We start from the raw sequence: 22,719 nt of genomic DNA, 5'->3' as shown, positions 1-22,719 counted from the left end.
GGCTAACCGATTAAAATGCTCAGTATTCAGTTAGCGAGGTGATTGTTCTGCGCAAAATAATAACGAATTTTTGGAAGCGTTTTTTTCGACGCAAAACGATCTTTCGCAATATGGTCACTCTTTCCTTATTCGCTGCGATTATTCCTGTTCTCGTTGTTGGGATTGGGAGTTATTTATATTCAGCATCCGCTGTACAAAGTGAAGTGAACCAATCGAATGTTCGAATCTTAAACAACGTATCTTCGACCATCGATGCCACGTTAGATCGCTTGCAAAACAATGCGATTCAAATGTTGCTGGGTACTTTTTTTAGCTCTAATTTGGTGGAATTAAAGAGCACGAATTACGCAGGTTTCTACTCTGGCATTTCACGTGAGTTATCTGCGCTCATGAATGGGAATAAAGAAGCTAGCGATGTAGCTGTGTACATACCAGATGAAGGTTATTTGATCTCTCCGATCTATGGGGGGAGACGCATTGAGGGCAACGTGGAACGTGAGTCGCTCCTGAAAGAGCTTGCCTCTAATGATCAGCTTAGGTGGGTCAGCGGACCATACCCTTTAATACCAGGCTACAACGACAATGGCATTACGTTAATTGCGAAACTGCCACTGCTGGGTAAACAGCCCATCGGACTCATGTTTATTCGGATTAATGAAGAGCTGTTCCAGAATATTATGACACGGTTTATAAGCTATACAGGTGAACAAATGTTCATCTTGGACGAAAAGGGCGTGCTCGTTACCTCCATGGGTGGGACTGAGGTTCCACAAGGTCTACTCGATCGAGTAGCTCAAAAAGGTTCCGAACAGCGGTTCCAATTCGTCTTCCATGATACTGAATATATGGTGACGCCCATTACTTCTTCTTTAAATCAGTGGCAATATATCAACATGGTTCCCATCGATCAATTAAATGCCAAGTCGAATGGGATTAAGTTAATCACACTGGTCATTGTTCTCATATGCTTGGTGTTCGGTGCACTTATAACGCTGTGGGGCACACGTCGTGTATATCGCCCTATTCAGAATCTTGTCGCCTATGTGAAAGACGGACAAATGGATGAAGTGGAAACCGATGAAGTAGGCTTTGTACATAAACGATGGGCAGAACTCAGTAATACAGCGAATGACATGCAGCAGCAGCTCAGTGACCAATTGCCGCTAATTCGTGAAATCTTTGCTCTACAGCTCTTGCAGGGACGCTTTCTCTATTACTCCGAGGATCAGTTAGCGGCCATGCTGAAAAGGTATAACGTGCCTGCACAAAAGGAAAGCATCGTTATCGTGATTGCCTTTGATTTGCAGTCGGAAGGTAAGGTGCGTTTTCAAGAAAATGACCGTGAGTTAATTGTCTTTGCAGTGAAAAATATCGCGAGTGAACTTTTACAATCCCATGCAATGGAAGGAATAGGCATCAATCTGCTGAATGATCAGGTTGCTGTTTGGCTGTATCGCGATCCGCTGCTAGCTGAAGATGAAGAGTCGGACATCAAACAGTTTGCTGAGAGGCTGCGTTTGCTTGTATCTGACTACTTGCATCTCCAGGTTACGATTGGGCTCAGTGGGAAAAGCGAGCATATCGGGGAGTTACCTGAACTATACGAAGAGGCACTGCTCGCAGTCCGCTCACGAATGATCGTAGGCGGCAATCAGGTCATTTCGCATACGAAGAGTAAAAGTCATTCGGACATGCATTATCGATACCCATTGGAGATCGAGACGCATTTTGAGAATTCGTTGCAACTAGGGGATCGTGATGAAGCCGTCAGGATGATGGACGAGTTTGCGAAAGCGATGGGGGCTGCGATTCAGAAGCCTGAGCTCATTCAAATGTCATATTATCGACTGCTAACCGCTGCGATTCGAACAGCTTACATGCTTGGATTGGATACCGCACAATTATTTGGGGAATCAAATGAGGATCCATATCTCCATATTCGCAATATCAGTACGACTTATGAATTGAATGCCTGGTTTAAAGAACAATTGGTCGAGCCCCTTGTTGCCTATGTGCATGGCAAGCAGCATCAGGAGCATGAGCAGTTAATTGCGAAAGTGGTTCGGTATATGGAGGAGAACTATCACTTTGATTTGTCGCTGGATCAGTGTGCGCAAATTTGTGGATTGAGTCCGCAATATTTAAGCAAGTTGTTCAAAAAGAAAAAAGATGTCTCCTTTATTGAATATTTGACGAAGGTAAGGATTGATAAATCCATTGAGTTGCTTCGAACAACGGACTTATCGGTTTCCGATGTTGCTGAGCGGGTAGGGTACCAGATGAAAAACTTCATTCGGGTATTTAAAAAGCATATGGGCGTGACGCCAGGTCAATTCCGAGGATCTGACGAGGAAAATTAAGGGAATTAGAATGCCCATATCTTGTTTTTAACATTTCATATGAAGGCGAAAAAAGAGGATAAAGTGAGGAGAAACCCCGTCGTTACGGGGTTTCTCCTTTTTTGTCTTTCCCACAAACCGTGGATAAGAATTGGTCATTGTCCCTTCGACTGACGATCAGGTACGATCGTTTCAAGCAAAACAACGAGATGCAATCGTACGAATGAGAGGTGATGACATTGTCACATAGTCAAGTGGAACAGTTTCAGAAAGTGATGCCGAATGGACTCGAAGAAAGAAAGATATCTAAGAAATCATGGGTACACGATTGGCAAGTCGCGCTGAAGCGTGACAAATATCTCTATCTATTGGCAGCGCCAGGATTACTATTTTTCCTCATTTTTAAGTATGTGCCATTATGGGGATTATTGCTTGCTTTTCAAAATTACTCTCCGTATTTAGGTTTCTGGGATAGCGAATGGGTGGGATTGAAATACTTTCATGAGTTTTTCACGAACCCCGATTTTATGATGTTGTTTCGAAATACGATGGCCATCTCGCTTCTGAATATCGTATTTTTCTTCCCTATTCCCATTGTGGTATCCCTATTGCTGAATGAGGTGAAGAGTTTACCTTTTAAAAAAATCGTACAAACGGTCATCTATTTGCCCCATTTCTTGTCCTGGGTGATCATCGTCGGTATTTGCTTCCTGATTCTAGGTCAAAGCAGCGGCATCATTAATCAGTTAATCGTCGAATTTGGCGGGCACAAGATTGAATTCCTTACGGAGCCTAATTATTTCTGGGCCCTGCTTACGGCTCAAAGTATTTGGAAAGAAGCGGGCTGGGGAACGATTATCTTCCTTGCCGCACTGGCTGGAATTAATTCAGAATTGTATGAAGCCGCGCAAATTGATGGTGCGACAAGATGGCAGCAGATGCGCAATGTCACTATTCCTGGTATCAAAAGCACAATCATTGTGTTGCTAATCCTACGGTTAGGCCAAGTGATGGATGTAGGTTTTGAACAAATTTTCCTGATGGCGAGCGGACCTGTATCGCATGTAGCTGACGTATTTGATACGTATGCTTATCGCGTCGGTATTCAACAAGGCCGGTTCAGCTATGCAACGGTTGCCGGATTATTCAAATCAGTTGTAGGACTCATACTGGTTGTTACAGCCAATCGTGTAGCCAAGAAGTTCGGCGAGGAGGGACTTTACTAACATGGATAATCAGCTAGGTTCTAAGATATTTAATGTCCTTAACTACACGATACTCACAATAATTGGACTTGTTACCTTACTGCCTTTCATTTACGTTGTAATCATTTCATTTACCGATCCAACGGAGTACTTGACGAAGTCCTTGGTTCTGATTCCTGACAAATGGAGCTTATCTGCGTATGAATACATTTTCTCTACAAATGCGTTCGTTCATGCGATGGGGATAAGCGGCATACTAGCGGTGTTCGGGACCTTACTAAGCCTAATTGTGACAAGTGCTTTAGCCTATGTGCTCTCTCGCAAACGGTTAAAAGGCAAGAAGTTTTTCCTTGTTGCCATCCTAATGACCATGCTATTCAATCCAGGCATGATTCCGAACTATTTGCTCGTGGATAGCCTTGGTTTAATGGATTCGATCTGGGCACTTATTTTGCCAGCACTGACCAGTGCTTGGTATGTCTTCTTGATGAAAAACTTCTACCAGGAAATTCCTGATGAATTAGAGGAAGCAGCTAAAATGGATGGTTGCTCAGATATCGGCGTGTTCTTACGCATTATGCTGCCGATTTCCGTCTCGGCGCTCGCCGCTTTCGGATTATTCTACGCTGTAGCGTATTGGAACACGTACTTTAGCGGCGTCCTTTACATCAATAGTGATAGCTTGCGTCCGTTGCAGGTACTCCTTCAAATGCTGCTCATTTCCGCATCGCAAATGGCTGATCCTTCGGTGGCCGCCATGCTGGAAAGTGAACGGACCGTGCCTCCACAAGTGATTAAGATGGCAGCAGTCGTGATCTCCTCCTTACCCATTGTTATGGTGTATCCGTTCTTACAAAAGTATTTCGTTAAGGGTATGATGGTTGGTTCCGTGAAGGGGTGAGAGCCATGTACCTGAGAGGGGTGATGCTGGGAAGTACTGGACATGCGGGTTAATCATTCTAATTGTATAATAAGCATATAAACGGGAGGTCTTTACATGAAACCAATGGTAAAAAAATTGGCAGTACTCTTAACAGCAACGGGTCTAGTCGCTTCTTTAGCGGCTTGTGGGAAAGCGAATGAAGCTGCACCTGCAAGTTCGGCAGCGAGTACAACAGGGGCATCAGCAAAACCAGCTGCAAAACCAACCGATATTTCCATTACAACGCTCGCTTTCGCTGCAGCACCTACAGGTGAGTTAGAAGCCGTGAAACAGCTTAATGACAAACTCAATGTCAATCTGAAGCTTAATTGGATTCCAGCAGCTCAAATTACAGAGAAACTAAATGCGCTGCTTGCTTCACGAGATTTACCCGATGTGCTATTCCTAGAAGATTTTAACTATACACCTGCTTTCCTCAATGCCGTTGATCAAGGTGCTTTCTGGGATCTAAGTCCTTACATTAAAAATTACCCTAACCTAGCTAAGTATCCAGATAACGTATATAAAAATGCCTCTTTAAAAGGGAAATTGTACTCCCTTCCACGGGTAAGACCGCTCGATGGCCACGAGTCCATGCTGATCCGCAAAGATTGGTTAGATAAACTCGGCTTACAACAGCCGAAAACAATGGATGAGTTGTCTAAGGTTCTCGAAGCTTTTGCATCGAAAGATCCAGATGGCAACGGGAAAGCAGATACCTATGGCGCTGCTCTTCCAGGAGCAAATGGACCTTCGAGCACGATACTATCTATGTTTGGTACAGGCACAAAGTGGAAAGATGAGAACGGCAGCCTGATCCCGTATTGGTATACACCACAAACCAGAGATGCGCTAGCATTTTGGAATAAATCCTATAAAGCAGGCGGCATTCTTCCGGATTTCCCTGTACTTAAGGCTGCACAGATTAAAGATATGCTCGTTCAGAATAAAGCAGGCGTAGCATTCGCGAACGTTAGTGATGCCTATAAATATAATGTGGAGTTGCAGAAAGTGAATCCGCAAGCAAACCTCATTGCTGTTGAAATACCAAAAGCGCCAGATGGCAAATTCTATTATGAGCAAGCCAGTGGGTATTATGGACAATTCCTAATCAATAAGAAATCCGTTGATGAGGCAAAATTGAAGAAAATTCTAGAAGTTTACGATTTCACAGCTACTGTTGATGGCTATAATTTGGCAACGTACGGCATCAAAGATGTTGACTTCACAGTTAAAGCTGACGGAAGCGTAGAACAAACCGAAGAAGGTAAGAAAAAAGGATATTCTGGCGATACGACAGGCCAATGGGTAACGGGATACTTTGATAAGTATACAAGAGCCAAAACAGCAGGTATGCCAAACGAAATTTACCAAGCCAATGCAAAAGTCATTGATACCATCACCTCCATTCCAGATCCAACTTACGGATTGATGAAGTCCGCACCATTTAAGGAAAAAGGAGCAGACTGGGATAAAAAGGTGAACGATATGATGGTCAATGTGATTGTTGGCAAAAATTCGCTTGAGGATTGGGATAAACTGGTGAAACAGTTTAAAGATGATGCAAGCTTCCAACAGCATATTAAAGAAACAAACGACTTCTACAAAGAGAAATCCAAATAAGTCTGATGAAATGAACGGACCCGATCGTGCCTGTTGATGGCGTGGTCGGGTTTCTTTTAAACTAGAAGGTATGTGGTTCGATGAGCAAACATAGACTTTTCTATTCCTTCTACATCGAAATAAGGGGAGAACAAAATGGTAAAGAAACCAAGTCTCACGTTCGTAGTCTTGACGGATACCCATATTAAAGAAACTTTAGAGAGTACAGAAGCCCTGAATTGGGATCGGGCTCTCAAGGATATTGTGGCAACTTCCCCAGAATGTCACGGGATCATGCATGTTGGTGATATCACAGACAACGGGGAGCGAGCAGAATTTGAAGTTATGGAACAGATTTGGAAAGCTAACATGGAAGGGCTGCCGCCACTCTATTTTACTTATGGGAATCATGATGTACGTTGGAAAAATCTCGATAGGCAGATGTTGTTATTTGCAGAACATGCGGGGATTCACAAGGCCTACTATGATGTGTGGTTGGAAGGCTATCATTTTATATTCCTAGGCACCGAGATTGGCTTGAAAGACTGTGCTTATCTATCAGAGACCCAGCTCAACTGGTTGGATCACAAGTTATCCGAAGATGAAGTGACGGAGAAACCAGTATTTATTTTTGTACATGAGCCTTTGCTGAACACTGTCGCTGGGTCCCAAAGTGAGTTCGGTTGGAATGGGATCAGGCAGGACGCGGAATTAAAGATGATTTTAGCCAAACACCCAAATTCGATTGTGTTTACCGGTCACACGCACTGGGAGCTAGGCGCCAAGGAGACCATGTACAACAGGAAGTATGCGACCCTGTTTAATGCGGCTTCTGTCGCTTATTTATGGACGGATGACGACGTGTTGAAAGAGGGTTCACAAGGTTTTTTTGTGGAAGTGTACGAGGATAGGGTTCTTGTAAAAGGAAGAGATTTTGCCTCGAGATCATGGGTTGCAGATGCCGAGTACACGGTGAATCTGCCAACGATCATTCCAGTTGTCGATCTGACGGTAGAACCGGATGGTGCGCTCCGTAATCCTTCCATGTCTATGAACAAATCTGTCTTTCAGCCCCATGAAGACATTGAGGTTATGTATATAGGCTCGCTAAGAGAAGATGCCTTCGGCATTTATCTAAGAGGAGCTCAACCGAGTGAGACAGAACGCATAAGTCCTATTGTCTCCATGCAGACCAAAACGTTCGGCCAGCCAGACGGTAAGTTAATTTTCAGTGATCTGGATTTACCCGTTGGCAGTTACGATATGATCTATTTGGGTGAAACGTTACATACGGAACTCACTCGAATGCCTTTCGATATAGGAAGTAGCTCTTGAGAATTATAACGGATGAGGAGCATGAATAAGATGGCAGTTTCTATGGAAGAAGCAGTGAAGGTAGTTCCATCTCCTCGTCAGTTGGCGTGGCAGCAAATGGAGTTTTATGCATTTATACATTTCGGAATGAATACGTTTACGGGAAGACAATGGGGATTAGGTGATGAGGATCCACAGCTGTTCAATCCAACAGAATTCGATGCGGCACAGTGGGTAGAGGTTTGCCAATCAGCAGGTATGACAGGGATTATCCTCACTTGTAAGCATCATGATGGATTTTGCCTCTGGCCAAGCGCATATACAGATCATTCAGTCAAAAATAGTTCCTGGCTGGATGGACAAGGCGATGTTGTGCGGGATTTGGCTGAAGCTTGCCGTGCACAGGGTATGAAATTTGGTGTCTATGTCTCGCCATGGGACCGACATGAGCCTAGTTACGGGGATTCACCCGTGTATAATGCCTATTTTCAAAATCAATTGAGAGAGCTTCTTACGCAGTATGGTGAGATTTTTTGCGTGTGGTTTGATGGGGCTTGCGGCGAAGGCAGCAATGGGAAGAGGCAGGTATATGACTGGGAAGCAGTCTACTCAATCATTCGTGAGCTGCAGCCCAATGCCGTCATCAACATCTGTGGCCCCGATGTTCGGTGGTGCGGCAATGAAGCAGGGCATACGCGCGAATCGGAATGGAGCGTTGTGCCTGCGTATTTGCAGGATACGGAGAAGATCCACGCTGATTCCCAACAGGCGGATGACCCGGCATTTGCTCAACGGATCAATACGGAGGTGGATGATTTGGGAAGTCGGGCTATTCTGGCGCAGGTCGATAGCGTCATCTGGTACCCTTCTGAAGTCGACGTATCCATCCGACCACAATGGTTCTACGATCCGGCGGAAGACGATAAGGTCAAAACCGTAGAGGAACTGGTTCATTTATATGAAAGCACGGTAGGGGGCAACAGTGCGCTGCTGCTCAATCTGCCGCCTGATAAGCGTGGACTCATTCATGAGACAGATGCTAGGCATCTGCGTGAGTTGGGACACTGGCTTCGTGGAACGTATGGAACAGATCAGGCTGCGGGGGCGTATGTGAAGGCCTCTCAGACCAGAGATAGTGATGTGGAAGCGCATCATGTCACGGATGGACGTTCTGACACGTATTGGTGTCCACTAGAGGGGACGGAGCGTGCCGAATTGGAGATGGACCTTGGCAAGGTCATGACATGGGATCGTATTGTGTTGAAGGAATATATTCAATCAGGACAACGGATCGAACGTTTTCAGCTGGCTTATAAAGACGGAGAAGAATGGAAGCCGTTATATGAAGGCACGGTGGTCGGGTATAAGAAAATATGCCGAGTGCCGAGGATTACTGCGAGGTATATCCGTCTTGCGATCACAGAATCGCGTGTGAATCCCACAATAAATCACTTCGGTGTGTATGACACGGGAGGGTTTACTTGAAAAAGGAGTTAAGCAGCATGTAGCTGCTTAACTCCTCTTTACTTAGGAATGGTCGTGGAACAATCCATGAGGTAAGGTACCTTCCCAGGAAGCGGGCACATTCAGTCCGAGCGCATGCGCGACGACGGTTGCGGTATCGGCAATGGTGACATTGTCGAGCTTCGTACCAGGTGAGATGCCAGGCCCCATGCAGCTCCAGAAAATGGTTTTATCCCATGGATGGTCACTGCCATGATTGAAGGCATGCTCGCCACCACCACCGTGATCGGTGACGGCGATGATGAGGCTATCTTTTAATAGATCAGCTTGTTCAAGTGCCCCTAGAATAACGCCAGTCTGACGGTCCGACTCCTCAATAACACGATGCTGTTCTGGCATATTGTACCCATACTTATGACCAGCGGCGTCGGGGAGATCGAGTTGCACATAGAGCAGCTTGAAATCCAGGTTCTCCTGTATGTAAGCGGCTATAGCTTGGACGAGTTCATCATCTGGCATGGAGATTTTGTGCACGCCGATCGAAGACTCAATAATCCCGTCGTTAATGGGCTTCCAGGCGCTGTAGGCGGCTAGCTTCGCAAGTGGGAACGCTTCTCTAGCTACGCGGAAAATAGATGGATAAGGTGAGTCGTCAGGGAAGGTTTCTACTTCTGCTTTGGTATTCGTAAGTCCATGTTTCACAGGATTAACTCCGTGCAGTAAAGTTCCCCAACACTCCGCGCTGATGGTAGGGGATGCAGTTTGCGCTTCTAGCGTAGAGGCACCTAGTTGGAACAAACGGTCCAAATTCGGGGTATGCGCATCACGGACAAAGTTGCCTGCGCCATCCCAACCAATAATAATGACACGATTACAATTGCTCATGGTTATTCCTCCCTTTTTTATCCCCAAAAACTGATAACTAGAATCCCAATTAAAATAAGAATAGAGCAAAGAATACGTAAGGTACCTTGTTTCTCCTTGAGAATAAAGATGCCTAGAAGGGTGGCGAAAACTGTTCCAATTTCTCGTAGTGGGGAAATATGGGCAACAGGCGCGTACTTCATGGCGAAAAGAAATAATAAATACGACACTGGATTGAGAATGGCGCCAAGAGCAATCGTTTTGAAGTTGATCTGCCACTCTCTACGCAGTTGTTTGGAAGCAATAACAAGCGGTGTAAGACCTGCGACGAATCCGATATTCGTCACTTCCAGTAAGGCAATAGGCGAGATATGTGCGAGATTCAGCTTATCGACAAGTACGTAGCAAGTCGTGCACAACCCTACACTAAGTGCCATGAGAAAGGGAGTAAGCGATTGGACAGACTTCTGTCCAGAAGATCGTGAACTTGTGAAGATACCGCTGAGCAATAGGAAGCCAATGACCATACATAGCAGTCCCATCCATCCAAGTGGCGATAAGGATTCACGTAGAAATAGGACACCGAAAATTGGGATAAATAACGTGTTGGTTCCTCTCATAATCGGATAGATCTGCGAAAGATCCCCCATATTGTAGGTACGTGATAATAAGAGCGCATAAACGGCTTGTAAGGCGGCAGATAGTAAAAGTAATCCGTATGCAGATAGAGTTAACGGTGTGAACCATAATTCTTTGATTAAGTAAGGAAGCAGGATAACGGTGGTGACCATGATAATGGACCATAGAAAAACGCCTTTGTTCAGGCTGCTTTTCGTAAACAAGCTCCAGATGGCATGGGCAAGTCCTGAAGCAATAACGAGTAAAATTGATGCAGTTAACAAGTGATCAGCTCCAAACGTAAATGGGGTTACAGCGTTGGTGAGTGTTCGGGTTGATCACGAATGACGGTGCCGTCAGCGAGTCGCAGCCAAGTTTCAAATGCTCGCTCGCCTTCACGGAGGCGAATCATTCTTGCGCCGCGATGAAAGCCTTCTTTCCCATAGGTATTGTAGCCTGTCGCTCTGCCATAACAGAGGCGAATCCCGTGCAGCTCTCCCCAGTAATCATTGACATGATCATGGCCACAGAATGTTCCAACGACGTTACCCATTTCAACCATGGCTGCAAAAAGGCCAGAATTTACAGGAGCACAACAAACATTCTCGTGCTTGTTTCCGTAGCAGGTTGCACGCTCCCATACTTGCTGATATTCGGGAAGCGGGATATGGAAAAAAGCAAGAGCGGGCAGCTCGCGCTGCGCGTTACGGGAATGCTCCCTGTACCAATGGATCTGATCGCTGCGAATCCAGTCATAGCCTCGAATATGTGGTACGGTCGAATGACTGCCTGAATCGAAAAAGTATAAGTTCGCTGCAGACTGTCCGTCACGGCCCTGGATGGAGAGACAGTAGTTGCCGACGCCACTAATATCCATAGGACCAAATTGTGTCACCGTGTGAGGATAAGTAAGGACGCTATTCATGAGTTCCTGTCTTGTGATGAGGGTTTCGGTGTCGTGATTACCAAATACCATAGCCCATGGGATTTGGCGAGCTTCTACAGCTTGCACAGCGTCGCGAAAAGCTTGAAGTGGATCTTCACAGTGGTGTTCTCCCTCGGAAACAGGCCCGGTGTATATGATGTCTCCGGTAAAGACAACTAGATTAGGCTGCTCGGCATCGAGTACTTCCTCCATCAGACGAAGAGTCAGTTGATCTTCCTTCCGGGCATCGATCCAGTGTACATCTGTAAACTGCGTGATTGTAAATGTGTGATCCTCACGAAAAGTCAGCGGTTGTTGCTTGAACATGAATATAGCCTCCGATCTGATTAATGTTTGTGGAATCATGTTGATTTCATTAGTTATGTTGTTGTTTGTTGCCAATTGTAAACGGGTTGGGCAGAACTGTCAACGAGCAATTTTTTGTTGAGAGGAGGGATTAGGTTGCCTAGATTGACACACCTAGCGCAAACCCCTAAACTAGTGAAAACAACATAAAACAACAAGATATATTAGAGAACGGTCATATTAGGAGGTTATTATGTCATTAACCTATGAAGATCGCAGGGTGACGATTCTTCATCATTTGGAAATGGAAGGAAAAGTACAGGTGCATCACCTGTCTGAGTTGCTCACGGTTTCGACGGAAACAGTTCGTCGGGATCTGGATCGCTTGGAAAAGGAAGGCAAACTGCGCAAGGTGTATGGCGGCGCCGTCAAAATGCGCATGGAGATGGTCGAGCCTCCTTTTCTGAACCGCGTGCAAATGATGAAACCCGAGAAAGCAGCGATTGGGAAATTAGCGGCGTCCCTGGTTCAAGATGGGGAAACCATCATGTTGGATAATGGAACAACGACAATTGAGATTGTGCCCTTTTTGAGCGATAAGACAAATGTGACAATCATTACGAACTCAATTCCGATTCTCAATTTGGCGATGGAGTCATTCCGCGGACGAATTATTTTTGCTGGCGGGGAAGTTAATCAAGAATGTCAGGCGGTGACAGGTACATTGGCTGATCAAATGCTTGATCAATTTAAAGTAAACAAAGCTTTTATTTCAGCGGGAGGCATTTCGTTTACAGATGGATTAACTGATTTCCATTTGGCTGAAGCGGTGATTTCGCGCAAAATGATGCAAAGAGCGGAAGAGTGTATCCTTGTTGCAGATCATAGCAAATTCGGCCTGTCTACGTTTGCCAGAGTCGCGAAGCTGGAGGAAATATCCATGGTGATCACGGACGTCGGCTGCCCGAAGGAGTGGGTGGACACGATGGAGGGGCTTGGTATTGAGGTGCGGATAGGTGAGTAGGGCCCGCGCGGCGAAAGCACCGAGTAAGTCGAACTTATCGGTGCTTTAGTCCGATTTCTTCGAACTAAATTGAACATTACATGTAAAAACCGTCCAATAGTTCGATTTTACCGAACTATTGGACGGTTTTTCCCATTGGTGTGCTGTTTGGGTTGATTTACTTGGGTAATTGAGACTGTCGATTAATGAATCGAGACTTAATAAATATGCAACTTAGTGAATTCTTATAAGAATTCACGGTTTTAGAGGAGCTTGTCTCTCCTTACAAAGGTACGCTCACATGCGATTTCAAATAAAGGTGTGCCATAACGTTATTTGCTACATTGGCATGTTCTGCGAAGAAATAGCATTACGGAATAACGCTATTTCGACCGAATGGAGTGGTATTTATCCATTTATGGTGAAATAGCGTTATTTTATAACGTTATTCTCTCGTATTCTCTTCTAAACTAACAAATAAGATGTTTTCATAACGTTATTTTGCGAACGAGGTTCATCTCTATGTCATGGGAGCGATAAGTTATCTCGAGTTGCAAAAGTTCCCCGTTGTTTCTCTAAATTTTAAATGATGCATAAGATTATTCAGGATAAACAGTTAATCGACAGTCTCTAATTTCGAACTAATTAACTTTAATGGACAGAGTTACTAGGATTAGTTCGGCGATTTCGGACTAATCGAATGCAGCAGTGGTCGTTTACCGACCCATGTTTATTACAGCTCGCCAAGCTTGCCCCCGAGCCCCGCGCAACATCCTATTGCACCGTATGGTGCTTCGGGCGGAACTCGCTGGGCGACTGGCCAGTCCAGCGGCGAAATTGCCGCGAGAAGTGGCTGGCGGACTGGAAGCCCAGCTTATCGGCAATGATCGTCATCGGCAGATGCGTCGTGACGAGCAGTTCCTTGGCCAGCTTGAGTTTTTGCTGGCTGACGTACTGGCGCGGTGATAAGCCATACACGTTAGAAAAAAGCTTAGAGCACTGGCTGCGGCTAAGGTTCATCTCCTTGGCAATCCCCGCAACGCTCGCTTCCTCGCTAATGCCGAGCGACAGCTTTTCTTCAATGGCATGTGCCACATCCGTACTAAATAAGGACGCATCTTTGCTCTGATCAGATGGGTGATGTTTGGGTGTGGTTTGTTGCTTCAGCTTCAGTAGATAAAGCACATCATGGATGATGAGCAGCGTGTACGATTGCAGCAGCAGCTTGTCTTCAAATCGCAGCGAGTTGTGCTGTCCTTGTTCAGGATCGGAGTCCTTGGCGTGATTGCGCTGCATAACGGCCTCCAGCTCACTCACATAGAACCGCAGCCTGCTGCGTTCCGCCTGTTGCCTAGACATGTGCCGGTAAGCTGCCGCAGCAAGCAGACTGCGAATATCGGCATCATCGAGGTCAAAATGCACATTAAAGTAACCATAATTTGTAGCTGCCTTGTTAGATGAGCGATGCCTAACACTGGATTTGATCAGCAGCCAGTCTCCTTCCCTCATGGTAATCGTTTCACGATTGATTTCGTGAATAACTTCTCCCTCCGAGCAATACAGCAGCTCAAATAAATGATGATGATGCCGTGGATATTCCCAACCTGGAGGCTGTAGTCCGAAGTGGCAGCCTGTCACTTGCAGCGTCTGGATCATGTTTGGAAAACGGTAAATATCCCGGTACAAATCCTCCATTTTAACGTCGCCTCTTTCCGCTCCATATGTTCTGTCTATTGTAACATCTGTTGGCACATTTGGTATAGAATATGCTCCATTTGGAGATTGAGGGGGAGTCGCTTTTCAGCGATGATGAAGAGAGAACAACACGACTTTTATGTGGGTGCTGGAGGGATACATATGGCTATTTTAGCTCTTGGAAATAAACAATTTTTACTAGATAGCGAGCCATTTCAAATGATTTCAGGAGCCATTCATTATTTCCGTGTGGTGCCGGCTTATTGGGAAGATCGCTTGTTAAAGTTGAAAGCCTGCGGTTTTAATACGGTTGAGACATATTTACCTTGGAATTTGCATGAACCGAAGGAAGGTGAATACAACTTCAGCGGTCTCGCGGACGTGGAGGCATTCGTTCAACTAGCAGGAAACCTGGGTCTACATGTGATTGTGCGGCCTAGTCCATATATTTGTGCGGAATGGGAATTTGGTGGATTGCCAGCGTGGCTGCTTCAATATCCCTCTATGAAATTACGTTGTATGGATGCGATGTATTTGCAAAAAGTGGATCGATATTACGATGAGTTGATTCCTCGTTTGAAGCCGCTACTCAGCACGAATGGCGGGCCGATTCTAGCTGTGCAAATTGAGAATGAATACGGCAGCTACGGAAATGATACCGCGTATTTAACCTATTTAAGAGACGGGTTAATCAGTCGCGGCGTGGACGTGTTGCTGTTTACATCAGACGGCCCTGAGGATGGCATGCTGCAAGGTGGTACGGTGCCGGGCACACTGGCTACGGTTAATTTCGGCTCACAGCCGGAAGCAGCTTTCGAGAAATTCCGTCAGTATCGTGAGAATGAGCCGCTTTTTTGCATGGAGTATTGGAACGGGTGGTTTGACCACTGGTTAAAGCCTCATCACACGCGTGAAGCTGGAGATGTCGCAGATGTATTCGATCGGATGCTGCGAGCGGGTGCCTCGGTCAATTTCTATATGTTCCACGGTGGAACGAACTTCGGATTCTACAACGGTGCGAACTATCAAGAGAAGTATGAAGCGACAATTACTAGCTACGATTACGATTCACCCTTGTCCGAATGTGGTGATGTGACGGAGAAATATAACGCTGTTCGTAAGGTGATTGCTAACTATTTGCGCAAAAGTGAAGACGAACTTCCAGCACTGCCTGCACCTAGTAAGAAGAAAAGCTACGGTAAAATTGCTTTGACGGAAAAGGCTGATTTGCTGGACTCTTTGGCGTATGTGTCAAAACCAATTGAGCGGACCTATCCCGTGTCAATGGAGCATCTAGGACAAGATTATGGCTTCATCGTCTATTCGACGCGAGTGTCCGGACCACGTGTGGGCGAGAAATTACACCTTCAAGAGGTACACGATCGTGCGCAAGTATTCTTGGATGGCGTATATCAAGGTACGGTAGAACGATGGGATCCACGTCCACTCCAGATGGACATTCCTGCTGGGGGAGCGAAGCTGGATATCGTCGTTGAGAACATGGGTCGTGTTAACTATGGTCCACGTCTACGAGATTGCAAAGGCATTACGGAAGGCGTGCGAATGAATAATCAGTTCCTTTTTGACTGGACGATACATCCACTCCCACTAGACAATCTAGCGGTGATTCCGTTTGGGCGTGAGGAGGCGGAGGTTGGTGCAGATCGTCCTACGCTCTATCGCGGGGAATTTCTTATAGATGATGCAGGAGATACGTTCGTCAAGTTAACCGGTTGGTCCAAAGGCGTCGTATGGATCAATGGCTTCAACCTCGGCCGCTTCTGGGAAAAAGGCCCTCAAAACACGTTGTATCTGCCAGCCCCGTTACTACAAGCAGGGCGCAATGAGATCATCGTACTGGAACTGCACCACACCGAGAATGCCGTCATTGAGCTAACGGATACGCCTGATTTGGGTTAATTTAAAAGTAGTAAAGGAGGCACCTTCGGCTGCAATAGCGGCTGGAGGTGCTTTTTGCGCGGTCTACGATTCACACATCTACCATGCCTATGTTATCATCATAACAATCATTGCAGAACGCGTGTAACCTGTTACCCAACATCCGAGAGGAGAACTGTCATGTATCGTGTTTTGGTTGTAGAGGATGAGCCTTGGATCCGTAAGGCGACAGTGAAAATGATTGAGAATATCGGTGCTGGCTTTGAAGTTGTTGGCGAGGCAGAGAATGGGGAAGAAGCGTGGAGCATGATCCAGACGCTATGGCCTTCCATTGTGATTGCCGATATTATGATGCCGGAGAAAGATGGGCTAGCGCTCATTGAGCAAATACAAGCTAGAAATTATCCCATTGTCACGATCATCATCAGTGGTTTTGACAATTTTCAATATGCGCAAAAAGCGATTCGTTACGGTGTCACCGAGTATTTATTGAAACCGCTTTCCGAAAGCGATTTGAAGGATGCCCTGCTGCGCTCGATGAACCGTCTCAAGCAGCTTCAGGATGTGTACCAGCATTTTGTCCATATCGAAGATTTCATCTATGAGCTTCCTGAGTACCAACCTGATCAACTGGTGAAGAAAAGCCAGGAATTAGTCCACAATCTTTTACGCCTAAAAGGGAGACATGACGGGATCCGCACGACGCTGTGCGCCATGCTTTTTGAGTAATGGGAACAGATTCTGAAAGATATTTATCCTAAGTGGGAAATCAAAGACATGACCGATAGCTCAGACAGCGCCATCACGGAGCGGATGCAGTGTATTCTGCACCAATGGCTGAATTGCTACCCCGAGATGATGAATTTCAACTCCACAGGCGTTATCCATAAGCTGTGCAAATATATTCAAGAGCACTACAAAGAGGAGCTAACGATCGCGGAATTGGCGGCGAAAGCGAATCTAAGCGTGGCGTACTTCAGTGTTCTTTTCAAAAAGCATGCCGGTGATTCCTTCGTGAACTATCTGAATGCAACTAGGGTGATGAAGGCGAAGGAGCTGCTCATCTCCGATATGAAAATTTATCAAGTGGCCTCCGAGGTCGGCTTCACCACGGTACCGTATTTCAATCGTGTGTTCAAGCAGGCGACGGGTCTGTCTCCGAATGAATACAGAAAGAAGCTGGGCTTATGAATAGTCAGTGGATCTATAAATACTCCGTTCAGCTCAAAATGACAGTTGCCTTCCTTACGCTATGCGTCCTCTCCGTAACGGTGATGGCGTTATTTTCCCATAACTATTACAGCCGTGCGGTGCAAAAGGATTTCACGATGATTTCCAAGGAAGCGACGACGCGCCTGAATTATCATATGGAATTTTATTTTAAACAAATGGCCAAATCGCTATCGACCTTGATCACGGACGCCGAAATTCAGAAGTTCTTAGTCGATAACCGAGAATACTCCCCTTCGGAGAAACAAGGCATTGAGAAGAAGCTGCAATCGTATTTTTCCCTCAACTATTCAGAAATTCAAGTGATGTTTCTCGTATCGAAGGATAATCAGGTGATCTCTCTCTACGATTATGCGATTGGGGCCGAGCAAATTATTAAAGAACAACCCTGGTACTCGATGCCGAATCAAGACACGCTACAAGTTGTTCAGACACATCGCATCCAGCAGGGGATGTCCAACGGCATTCCTGTTATTTCGTTAATCGTGCCGATTACCGGTATCGATGGGATGGCCAATATCGGCAAACTTGTTGTCGAGCTGCAGCTCAGCGAAATCGACCGAACGTTTAACAAATCGACGCTTGGCACGAGCGGTGAGTTTTTTATCGTGTCGTCGGACGACGTGATTGTCTATCATCCGAACCCAGATTGGCTCGGCTTACCGCGTTCGCAAACCTCCTTAGCCACCATTGATCTGAGTCAAAAAGAAGAAGTGACGGTACAGAATTGGCAGAATAAGAAAATGCTCGTTTCCAGCTCGCAGTCGACGATCACCCCTTGGCAAATCGTATCTTTTGTCCCGTTTGAAGAGATGGCGGGCGGACTGAATGCAGCTAGAAACTCAACTTTCTACGCCTTAATTATCATTTTGCTACTGATTATTTTCTTAATCCCTAAGCTGTCCCACCATTTCGTAGAGCCGATCGTCCAGCTGGGTAGGCTGATGCAGAAGGTTTCCAAAGGAGACTTTCAAACGAGAGCGCTGGCTGCTCCAGGTCGAGATGAAGTCCAACAGTTAAATCGGAATTTCAATAAGATGGTCACGCAATTGGATGATCTGGTCACGACCGTGACAGATTTAAGTTTAAAAGAAGCCCATATCCGCCTACAGCAGAAGGATGCCTTCATCCAAGCGCTGCAAAATCAAATCAATCCCCATTTGCTGTACAACACGCTGGATATTATGAAGAGTATCGCCTATTTAGAAGAGGCACCGCTGCTGGAGAAAATGGCTTTAAACTTAGGTGAAATATATCGCTATACAGCGAACATTCAAGGGGTGGAGGTCACCCTCAAGGATGAGCTGAATCATTTGACCAAATATTTGGAGATCACGCATATTCGTTTCCCAGATAGTTTTGAAAGTAAGCTGTATGTGAATGAAAAGTTCCTAAATTGCCGGATTGTAAAGCTATCCCTGCAGCCCATTGTCGAAAATGCGGTGAAGTATGCCATTGAGCGGCAAGGCGGGGATGGGGGGATTTTCGTGAGTGCGTATGATGTAGAAGAGGATTTAATGATTGAAATTGCGGATAACGGCCCTGGCATTCCAGAGGAACGGTTGTTGCGGATACAAGAGACGCTTAGTCGGATTACAGCTAACGTGCAGAATGAATACGTCAAAGAGCAGTCGCTAGGATTAGCCAATGTACATGCTCGTTTAGTGCTGCATTACGGGGAACGTTATGGGCTGCGGATACACTCTTTTACCGGTAAAGGGACGGTCGTGTCGGTGCTTATTCCTCGAAATAGCTAAGAATCGTGTAAGAGCATAGAATCGGATAACAAATCAAAGAGTAGGATAAAGCCTTTGCCATGCCAATTCGGTATCATCATACATGTAAGGGACATTACAAACGAATAGGTGGGTTTCTTCATGAAAAAGAAAGCGATAGGTTTAGTCACGGTGATGACATTAAGCGTCCTAGCAACAGCCTGTGCCTCCACGAAAAATGACAGCCAAAGCACGGATACGAAACAGCCTACTGCTACAGGGACAGCTGCTGCTACGACTGCGGTGCCGGAAAAGGAAGAGAAACTGACGATCACGATGATGTCTCGCTCCTATGCAGGCGGCGGTTGGCCGGACAATCATCCAAGCATCAAATATTTGAACGATAAATTTAACATTGATCTGAAAATGCTGTGGATTCCTTCGGACAATTATGTCGAGAAGTTGAATGTGCTGGCGGCTTCCAATGATCTCCCGGATGCCTTCTATATTGATCCTGAGTTTTTCACGAAATGGTCAACGAAAAATGTTTTCATGGATCTTAAGCCAAAGCTGGCCAAATATCCAAATCTAGCAAAAGTAGTACCTGATCAGTTATGGAGTGCTTTGAATCCGAAAGATAAGTACCTTGGCATTCCGCTTTGGAGTGAAGGCAATCGTGATTCCTTGGTCATTCGGAAGGATTGGCTGGATAAATTGGGGCTGAAGGAGCCGCAAACGGTTGATGAATTCTATGAAGTGGCCAAAGCCTTCACGACCAAAGATCCGGACGGCAACGGCAAGCAAGACACGTATGGCTTCACTTTTTATCCGCAGCAAATGATTATTGGCGGTGTATATGGACCGGATTATCTGGAAGCAGCATTCGGCCTAGCGAATGGATGGAAAGAAGAAGGCGGCAAGCTGGTTCCTGTTCAAGCACAGGCAAATGAATTGAAATCATACGTTACTTTCTTGAATAAAGCGTACAAAGAAGGTGTGCTCGATAAAGATTTCTTTGTGAACAAGCAAAATGATCCAGAGAGCAAATTTTATGCAGGAAAATCCGGTGTATCGTATGTGAATACGAACAATTTGTTTACGACAGTTATCCCTAACGTGAAGAAAGCAGATCCGAAAGCCGAGATCGCACAATTGACGCCTCCGGCGGGGCCGACAGGTCTACGAGGAACGGTAACATTTGATAATGTTGGCGGTCAAAAGATCGTATTCAATGCGAAGAGTAATGCGAAGATTCAAGATCGTTTGCTGAAAATATACGATTGGTTATCTACGGAAGAAGGCTATGATTTTGCGAAGCATGGCGTTCCAGATGTGCATTACAAAAAAGTGTCTGCGAATCAATTCGAGAAGCTGCCGGCAACGGATACAGACATTCCTAAGAAGCTTCGCTGGTTGTGGATTAAACCAGATCCGATGCACCAACTGTACAAGTTTGATAACCCCAAAGATGTTGAAGTAATCACGCAATGGATCAACAACAATGAGAAGTATACTTGGGTAAATAAAGGTGCTGGCCTAGTATCCCCAACGTTAGCGGAAAAAGGCAAAGAAATTAACGGCAAATGGCTGGATGCGCTCGTTCAAGTGATTTACGGGAAAGAGCCGATTGAATTCGTGGACAAAGCGGTAGCGAACTGGAAAGCGGCAGGCGGCGACACGATTATTCAAGAGATGAATGCGGCGTACCAAGCAACGAAATAACGGAAGTTGAAGTAACGAAATGACATGATGCCGGGCACCTTCCTGTGAAGGGGAGGTGTCCTTTAAACAAGGAGAGCAGCCTATGGAAGTCCAAGGGATAACAGTTGGCAAACGAACAACCCCTTCTAGCAAGCTCTGGCAAGATGTGAAACGAGGTTTCCCCCTTTATATCATGATTGCGCCAGGGTTATTATTTTTCATTCTTTTCAAATATTTGCCGATGGGCGGAATTATTATCGCTTTTAAACAATATGACCCATTTGTAGGGTTTATGGATAGTCCATGGGTTGGATTCGATCACTTTGTGAAATTATTCACAGAACCAGATTTCTTCATTTTGCTAAGAAACACGATGCTCGTCAGCTTATTCAATCTGATCTTCTTTTTCCCAGCGCCGGTGGTGCTAGCCTTATTGCTCCATGAAGTGAAGGTTCGCTGGTTCCGCAAAACGATGCAGACAATCGTCTACATGCCCCATTTCTTCTCGTGGGTTGTCGTTGTGGGAATTACGGTTCTCTTGTTTGCCACGCAAAGCGGAGGAATCAATAACTTATTGGCTTCGATGGGGTTAGAGCGAGTTGAACTGTTAACGAATCCGGATTACTTCCGTTCGGTGTATGTGTTCCAAAATATTTGGAAAGAAGCGGGCTGGAACGCGATTATTTTCTTAGCTGCGCTGGCAGCGGTGGATCCGACCCTGTATGAAGCAGCGAGAGTAGATGGAGCAGGGCGGTGGCGCCAGATGTGGAGTATTAATGTGCCGGCGCTCAAATCGACGATTATTATCCTGTTCATTTTACGATTAGGCTCGGTGCTGGAAGTCGGGTTTGAACACATTTATCTGATGCAAAATTCAATTAATATCGGGGTCTCCGATGTGTTCGACTCCTATGTGTACCGCAATGGTGTATTGCAAGGCGCTTTCAGCTATACAACAGCAGTTGGGTTGTTCAAATCCTTAGTCGGCTTAGTATTAGTTATTGGAGCCAACCGTTTATCCAAAAAATTAGGTGAGGAGGGCGTATACTGATGAATTTCCGGATGCAAAAAGCAGATATTCCCTTCCGCATCGTTTTGTATGGTGTGTTGCTAGTCGCTTTAGTCATTGTGAGCTTTCCGTTCTTATATGTGCTATTTAGCTCGTTCGCAACGACCCATGAGATGAATACGAGAGGCTTTTTCCTCCTTCCTAAAGTATGGAGCCTAGACGCCTATAAATATTTATATTTCAATGATTTGTTTACAAAATCAATCCAAAACGCCGTCTACATCACGGTGCTCGGTACGGCCATCAATATGGTCACGACCTGTTTAATGGCGTATGGCTTATCGAAAAGTTGGCTGAGGGGGCGCAAAACGCTCAACTTCCTCGTCGTCTTCACGATGTTGTTCGCAGGCGGCATTATCCCGCAATATTTGGTTGTCAAAGAGTTGCATTTGCTGAATACGTACTGGGCGATCTTCCTGACAACAGCGATTACGCCGTTCAATATGATCGTGATTCGCAGCTTTTTTCAAAACGTGCCTAGCGAAATGGAAGAATCCGCGCGCATCGATGGTTGTGGGGAATGGCGGCTGTTCTGGACCATCATCATTCCGCTTTCGATGCCGGTTATCGCGACGTTCACGTTGTTCTATGCGGTACAGAATTGGAACACATATTTCACAGCGATTCTGTATGTCAATGATCCTGGGAAATGGCCGCTTCAAGTGTTCTTACGTCAATTATTAATCGTGTCCGACACAGGTTTAGAGCTAACAGCAGGCGGTTATGCCTTCGGTCCACCCGTTAAAATGGCAGCTGTTGTTGTAGGTGCTGTACCGATGCTCTTGATTTATCCATTCATGCAAAAATATTTCAATCAGGGCATGCTGCTCGGCTCTGTGAAAGGTTAA

Annotated in this window: 18 protein-coding genes; 14 read left to right on the top strand and 4 right to left on the bottom strand. The window is 45.7% G+C overall.

What is annotated here, in order from left to right:
* Positions 1 to 110: 110 nt before the first annotated feature.
* The 6 genes from AC58QT_RS24900 (at position 111) to AC58QT_RS24875 (ending at position 8,867) form a co-directional block, all read left to right on the top strand.
* Positions 111 to 2,360 carry an AraC family transcriptional regulator gene (locus tag AC58QT_RS24900; protein WP_497411352.1) on the top strand — a complete coding sequence of 750 codons (2,250 nt, stop codon included), beginning with the start codon at positions 111 to 113 and terminating at the stop codon, positions 2,358 to 2,360.
* 254 nt (positions 2,361 to 2,614) lie between these two features.
* Positions 2,615 to 3,565, top strand: a complete 951-nt coding sequence (locus AC58QT_RS24895; protein ID WP_497411476.1) for an ABC transporter permease — start codon at positions 2,615 to 2,617, stop codon at positions 3,563 to 3,565.
* 1 nt (position 3,566) lies between these two features.
* Complete coding sequence (locus AC58QT_RS24890) at positions 3,567 to 4,445, top strand: carbohydrate ABC transporter permease (protein WP_497411351.1); 879 nt, start codon at positions 3,567 to 3,569, stop codon at positions 4,443 to 4,445.
* Positions 4,446 to 4,541: 96 nt separating this feature from the next.
* Positions 4,542 to 6,089, top strand: a complete 1,548-nt coding sequence (locus tag AC58QT_RS24885; protein ID WP_497411350.1) for a type 2 periplasmic-binding domain-containing protein — start codon at positions 4,542 to 4,544, stop codon at positions 6,087 to 6,089.
* A gap of 135 nt (positions 6,090 to 6,224) precedes the next feature.
* Positions 6,225 to 7,403, top strand: coding sequence for a metallophosphoesterase family protein (locus AC58QT_RS24880; protein WP_497411349.1), 1,179 nt, complete (start codon positions 6,225 to 6,227; stop codon positions 7,401 to 7,403).
* 30 nt (positions 7,404 to 7,433) lie between these two features.
* Positions 7,434 to 8,867 (top strand): alpha-L-fucosidase, encoded by a 1,434-nt coding sequence (locus AC58QT_RS24875; RefSeq protein WP_497411348.1) that lies wholly within the window; start codon positions 7,434 to 7,436, stop codon positions 8,865 to 8,867.
* Between the two features lie 42 nt (positions 8,868 to 8,909).
* On the opposite strand, the gene AC58QT_RS24870 is transcribed toward AC58QT_RS24875, so the two are convergent.
* Genes AC58QT_RS24870 through AC58QT_RS24860 form a run of 3 tightly spaced genes read right to left on the bottom strand, consistent with a single transcriptional unit; the run spans position 8,910 to position 11,580 of the window.
* Positions 8,910 to 9,731, bottom strand: a complete 822-nt coding sequence (locus AC58QT_RS24870) for an alkaline phosphatase family protein (RefSeq protein ID WP_497411347.1) — start codon at positions 9,729 to 9,731, stop codon at positions 8,910 to 8,912.
* A gap of 17 nt (positions 9,732 to 9,748) precedes the next feature.
* The gene (locus AC58QT_RS24865; RefSeq protein ID WP_310500833.1) at positions 9,749 to 10,612 is read right to left on the bottom strand and encodes a GRP family sugar transporter; all 864 of its coding nucleotides are present in this window, start codon (positions 10,610 to 10,612) and stop codon (positions 9,749 to 9,751) included.
* Positions 10,613 to 10,638: 26 nt separating this feature from the next.
* Positions 10,639 to 11,580: a metallophosphoesterase family protein gene (locus AC58QT_RS24860; RefSeq protein WP_497411346.1), complete on the bottom strand. Its 942-nt coding sequence runs from the start codon at positions 11,578 to 11,580 to the stop codon at positions 10,639 to 10,641.
* 232 nt (positions 11,581 to 11,812) lie between these two features.
* Here AC58QT_RS24860 and AC58QT_RS24855 point away from each other — a divergent pair, with 232 nt between their 5' ends.
* Positions 11,813 to 12,583 carry a DeoR/GlpR family DNA-binding transcription regulator gene (locus tag AC58QT_RS24855; protein WP_497411345.1) on the top strand — a complete coding sequence of 257 codons (771 nt, stop codon included), beginning with the start codon at positions 11,813 to 11,815 and terminating at the stop codon, positions 12,581 to 12,583.
* Positions 12,584 to 13,336: 753 nt separating this feature from the next.
* On the opposite strand, the gene AC58QT_RS24850 is transcribed toward AC58QT_RS24855, so the two are convergent.
* A complete protein-coding gene (locus tag AC58QT_RS24850) occupies positions 13,337 to 14,257 on the bottom strand; it encodes an AraC family transcriptional regulator (RefSeq protein WP_497411344.1) in 921 nt (306 codons plus the stop codon).
* A gap of 162 nt (positions 14,258 to 14,419) precedes the next feature.
* Here AC58QT_RS24850 and AC58QT_RS24845 point away from each other — a divergent pair, with 162 nt between their 5' ends.
* The 7 genes from AC58QT_RS24845 to AC58QT_RS24815 all read left to right on the top strand — a co-directional run bounded on the left by AC58QT_RS24845 (position 14,420) and on the right by AC58QT_RS24815 (position 22,719).
* Complete coding sequence (locus tag AC58QT_RS24845; RefSeq protein WP_497411343.1) at positions 14,420 to 16,177, top strand: glycoside hydrolase family 35 protein; 1,758 nt, start codon at positions 14,420 to 14,422, stop codon at positions 16,175 to 16,177.
* 159 nt (positions 16,178 to 16,336) lie between these two features.
* A complete protein-coding gene (locus AC58QT_RS24840; RefSeq protein WP_497411342.1) occupies positions 16,337 to 16,885 on the top strand; it encodes a response regulator in 549 nt (182 codons plus the stop codon).
* A gap of 48 nt (positions 16,886 to 16,933) precedes the next feature.
* Positions 16,934 to 17,347 (top strand): helix-turn-helix domain-containing protein, encoded by a 414-nt coding sequence (locus tag AC58QT_RS24835; RefSeq protein WP_497411341.1) that lies wholly within the window; start codon positions 16,934 to 16,936, stop codon positions 17,345 to 17,347.
* Positions 17,344 to 19,143, top strand: coding sequence for a sensor histidine kinase (locus tag AC58QT_RS24830; protein ID WP_497411340.1), 1,800 nt, complete (start codon positions 17,344 to 17,346; stop codon positions 19,141 to 19,143). Before AC58QT_RS24835 ends, AC58QT_RS24830 begins: the two co-directional genes overlap by 4 nt.
* A 120-nt stretch (positions 19,144 to 19,263) precedes the next feature.
* The gene (locus AC58QT_RS24825) at positions 19,264 to 20,823 is read left to right on the top strand and encodes a type 2 periplasmic-binding domain-containing protein (RefSeq protein ID WP_497411339.1); all 1,560 of its coding nucleotides are present in this window, start codon (positions 19,264 to 19,266) and stop codon (positions 20,821 to 20,823) included.
* An 82-nt stretch (positions 20,824 to 20,905) separates the two neighbouring features.
* Positions 20,906 to 21,853: an ABC transporter permease gene (locus tag AC58QT_RS24820; RefSeq protein ID WP_497411338.1), complete on the top strand. Its 948-nt coding sequence runs from the start codon at positions 20,906 to 20,908 to the stop codon at positions 21,851 to 21,853.
* Positions 21,853 to 22,719 carry a carbohydrate ABC transporter permease gene (locus AC58QT_RS24815; RefSeq protein WP_497288608.1) on the top strand — a complete coding sequence of 289 codons (867 nt, stop codon included), beginning with the start codon at positions 21,853 to 21,855 and terminating at the stop codon, positions 22,717 to 22,719. The genes AC58QT_RS24820 and AC58QT_RS24815 overlap by 1 nt, the downstream gene beginning before the upstream one ends.

The organism is Paenibacillus sp. J31R109, assembly GCF_059692055.1.
The sequence above is the reverse complement of the archived record's forward strand: the minus strand, read 5'-3'. Positions and strand labels throughout refer to the sequence as shown.

What these genes read in the sequence shown, in the direction of transcription:
- AC58QT_RS24890 (WP_497411351.1), top strand. Translation starts at nt 3,567, where the DNA reads ATGGATAATCAGCTAGGTTCTAAGATATTTAATGTCCTTAACTACACG.
- AC58QT_RS24880 (WP_497411349.1), top strand. Translation starts at nt 6,225, where the DNA reads ATGGTAAAGAAACCAAGTCTCACGTTCGTAGTCTTGACGGATACCCAT.
- AC58QT_RS24835 (WP_497411341.1), top strand. Translation starts at nt 16,934, where the DNA reads ATGACCGATAGCTCAGACAGCGCCATCACGGAGCGGATGCAGTGTATT.
- AC58QT_RS24895 (WP_497411476.1), top strand. Translation starts at nt 2,615, where the DNA reads ATGCCGAATGGACTCGAAGAAAGAAAGATATCTAAGAAATCATGGGTA.
- AC58QT_RS24840 (WP_497411342.1), top strand. Translation starts at nt 16,337, where the DNA reads ATGTATCGTGTTTTGGTTGTAGAGGATGAGCCTTGGATCCGTAAGGCG.
- AC58QT_RS24860 (WP_497411346.1), bottom strand. Translation starts at nt 11,580, where the DNA reads ATGTTCAAGCAACAACCGCTGACTTTTCGTGAGGATCACACATTTACA.
- AC58QT_RS24815 (WP_497288608.1), top strand. Translation starts at nt 21,853, where the DNA reads ATGAATTTCCGGATGCAAAAAGCAGATATTCCCTTCCGCATCGTTTTG.
- AC58QT_RS24855 (WP_497411345.1), top strand. Translation starts at nt 11,813, where the DNA reads ATGTCATTAACCTATGAAGATCGCAGGGTGACGATTCTTCATCATTTG.
- AC58QT_RS24900 (WP_497411352.1), top strand. Translation starts at nt 111, where the DNA reads ATGGTCACTCTTTCCTTATTCGCTGCGATTATTCCTGTTCTCGTTGTT.
- AC58QT_RS24845 (WP_497411343.1), top strand. Translation starts at nt 14,420, where the DNA reads ATGGCTATTTTAGCTCTTGGAAATAAACAATTTTTACTAGATAGCGAG.
- AC58QT_RS24870 (WP_497411347.1), bottom strand. Translation starts at nt 9,731, where the DNA reads ATGAGCAATTGTAATCGTGTCATTATTATTGGTTGGGATGGCGCAGGC.
- AC58QT_RS24825 (WP_497411339.1), top strand. Translation starts at nt 19,264, where the DNA reads ATGAAAAAGAAAGCGATAGGTTTAGTCACGGTGATGACATTAAGCGTC.
- AC58QT_RS24875 (WP_497411348.1), top strand. Translation starts at nt 7,434, where the DNA reads ATGGCAGTTTCTATGGAAGAAGCAGTGAAGGTAGTTCCATCTCCTCGT.
- AC58QT_RS24830 (WP_497411340.1), top strand. Translation starts at nt 17,344, where the DNA reads ATGAATAGTCAGTGGATCTATAAATACTCCGTTCAGCTCAAAATGACA.
- AC58QT_RS24885 (WP_497411350.1), top strand. Translation starts at nt 4,542, where the DNA reads ATGAAACCAATGGTAAAAAAATTGGCAGTACTCTTAACAGCAACGGGT.
- AC58QT_RS24820 (WP_497411338.1), top strand. Translation starts at nt 20,906, where the DNA reads ATGGAAGTCCAAGGGATAACAGTTGGCAAACGAACAACCCCTTCTAGC.
- AC58QT_RS24850 (WP_497411344.1), bottom strand. Translation starts at nt 14,257, where the DNA reads ATGGAGGATTTGTACCGGGATATTTACCGTTTTCCAAACATGATCCAG.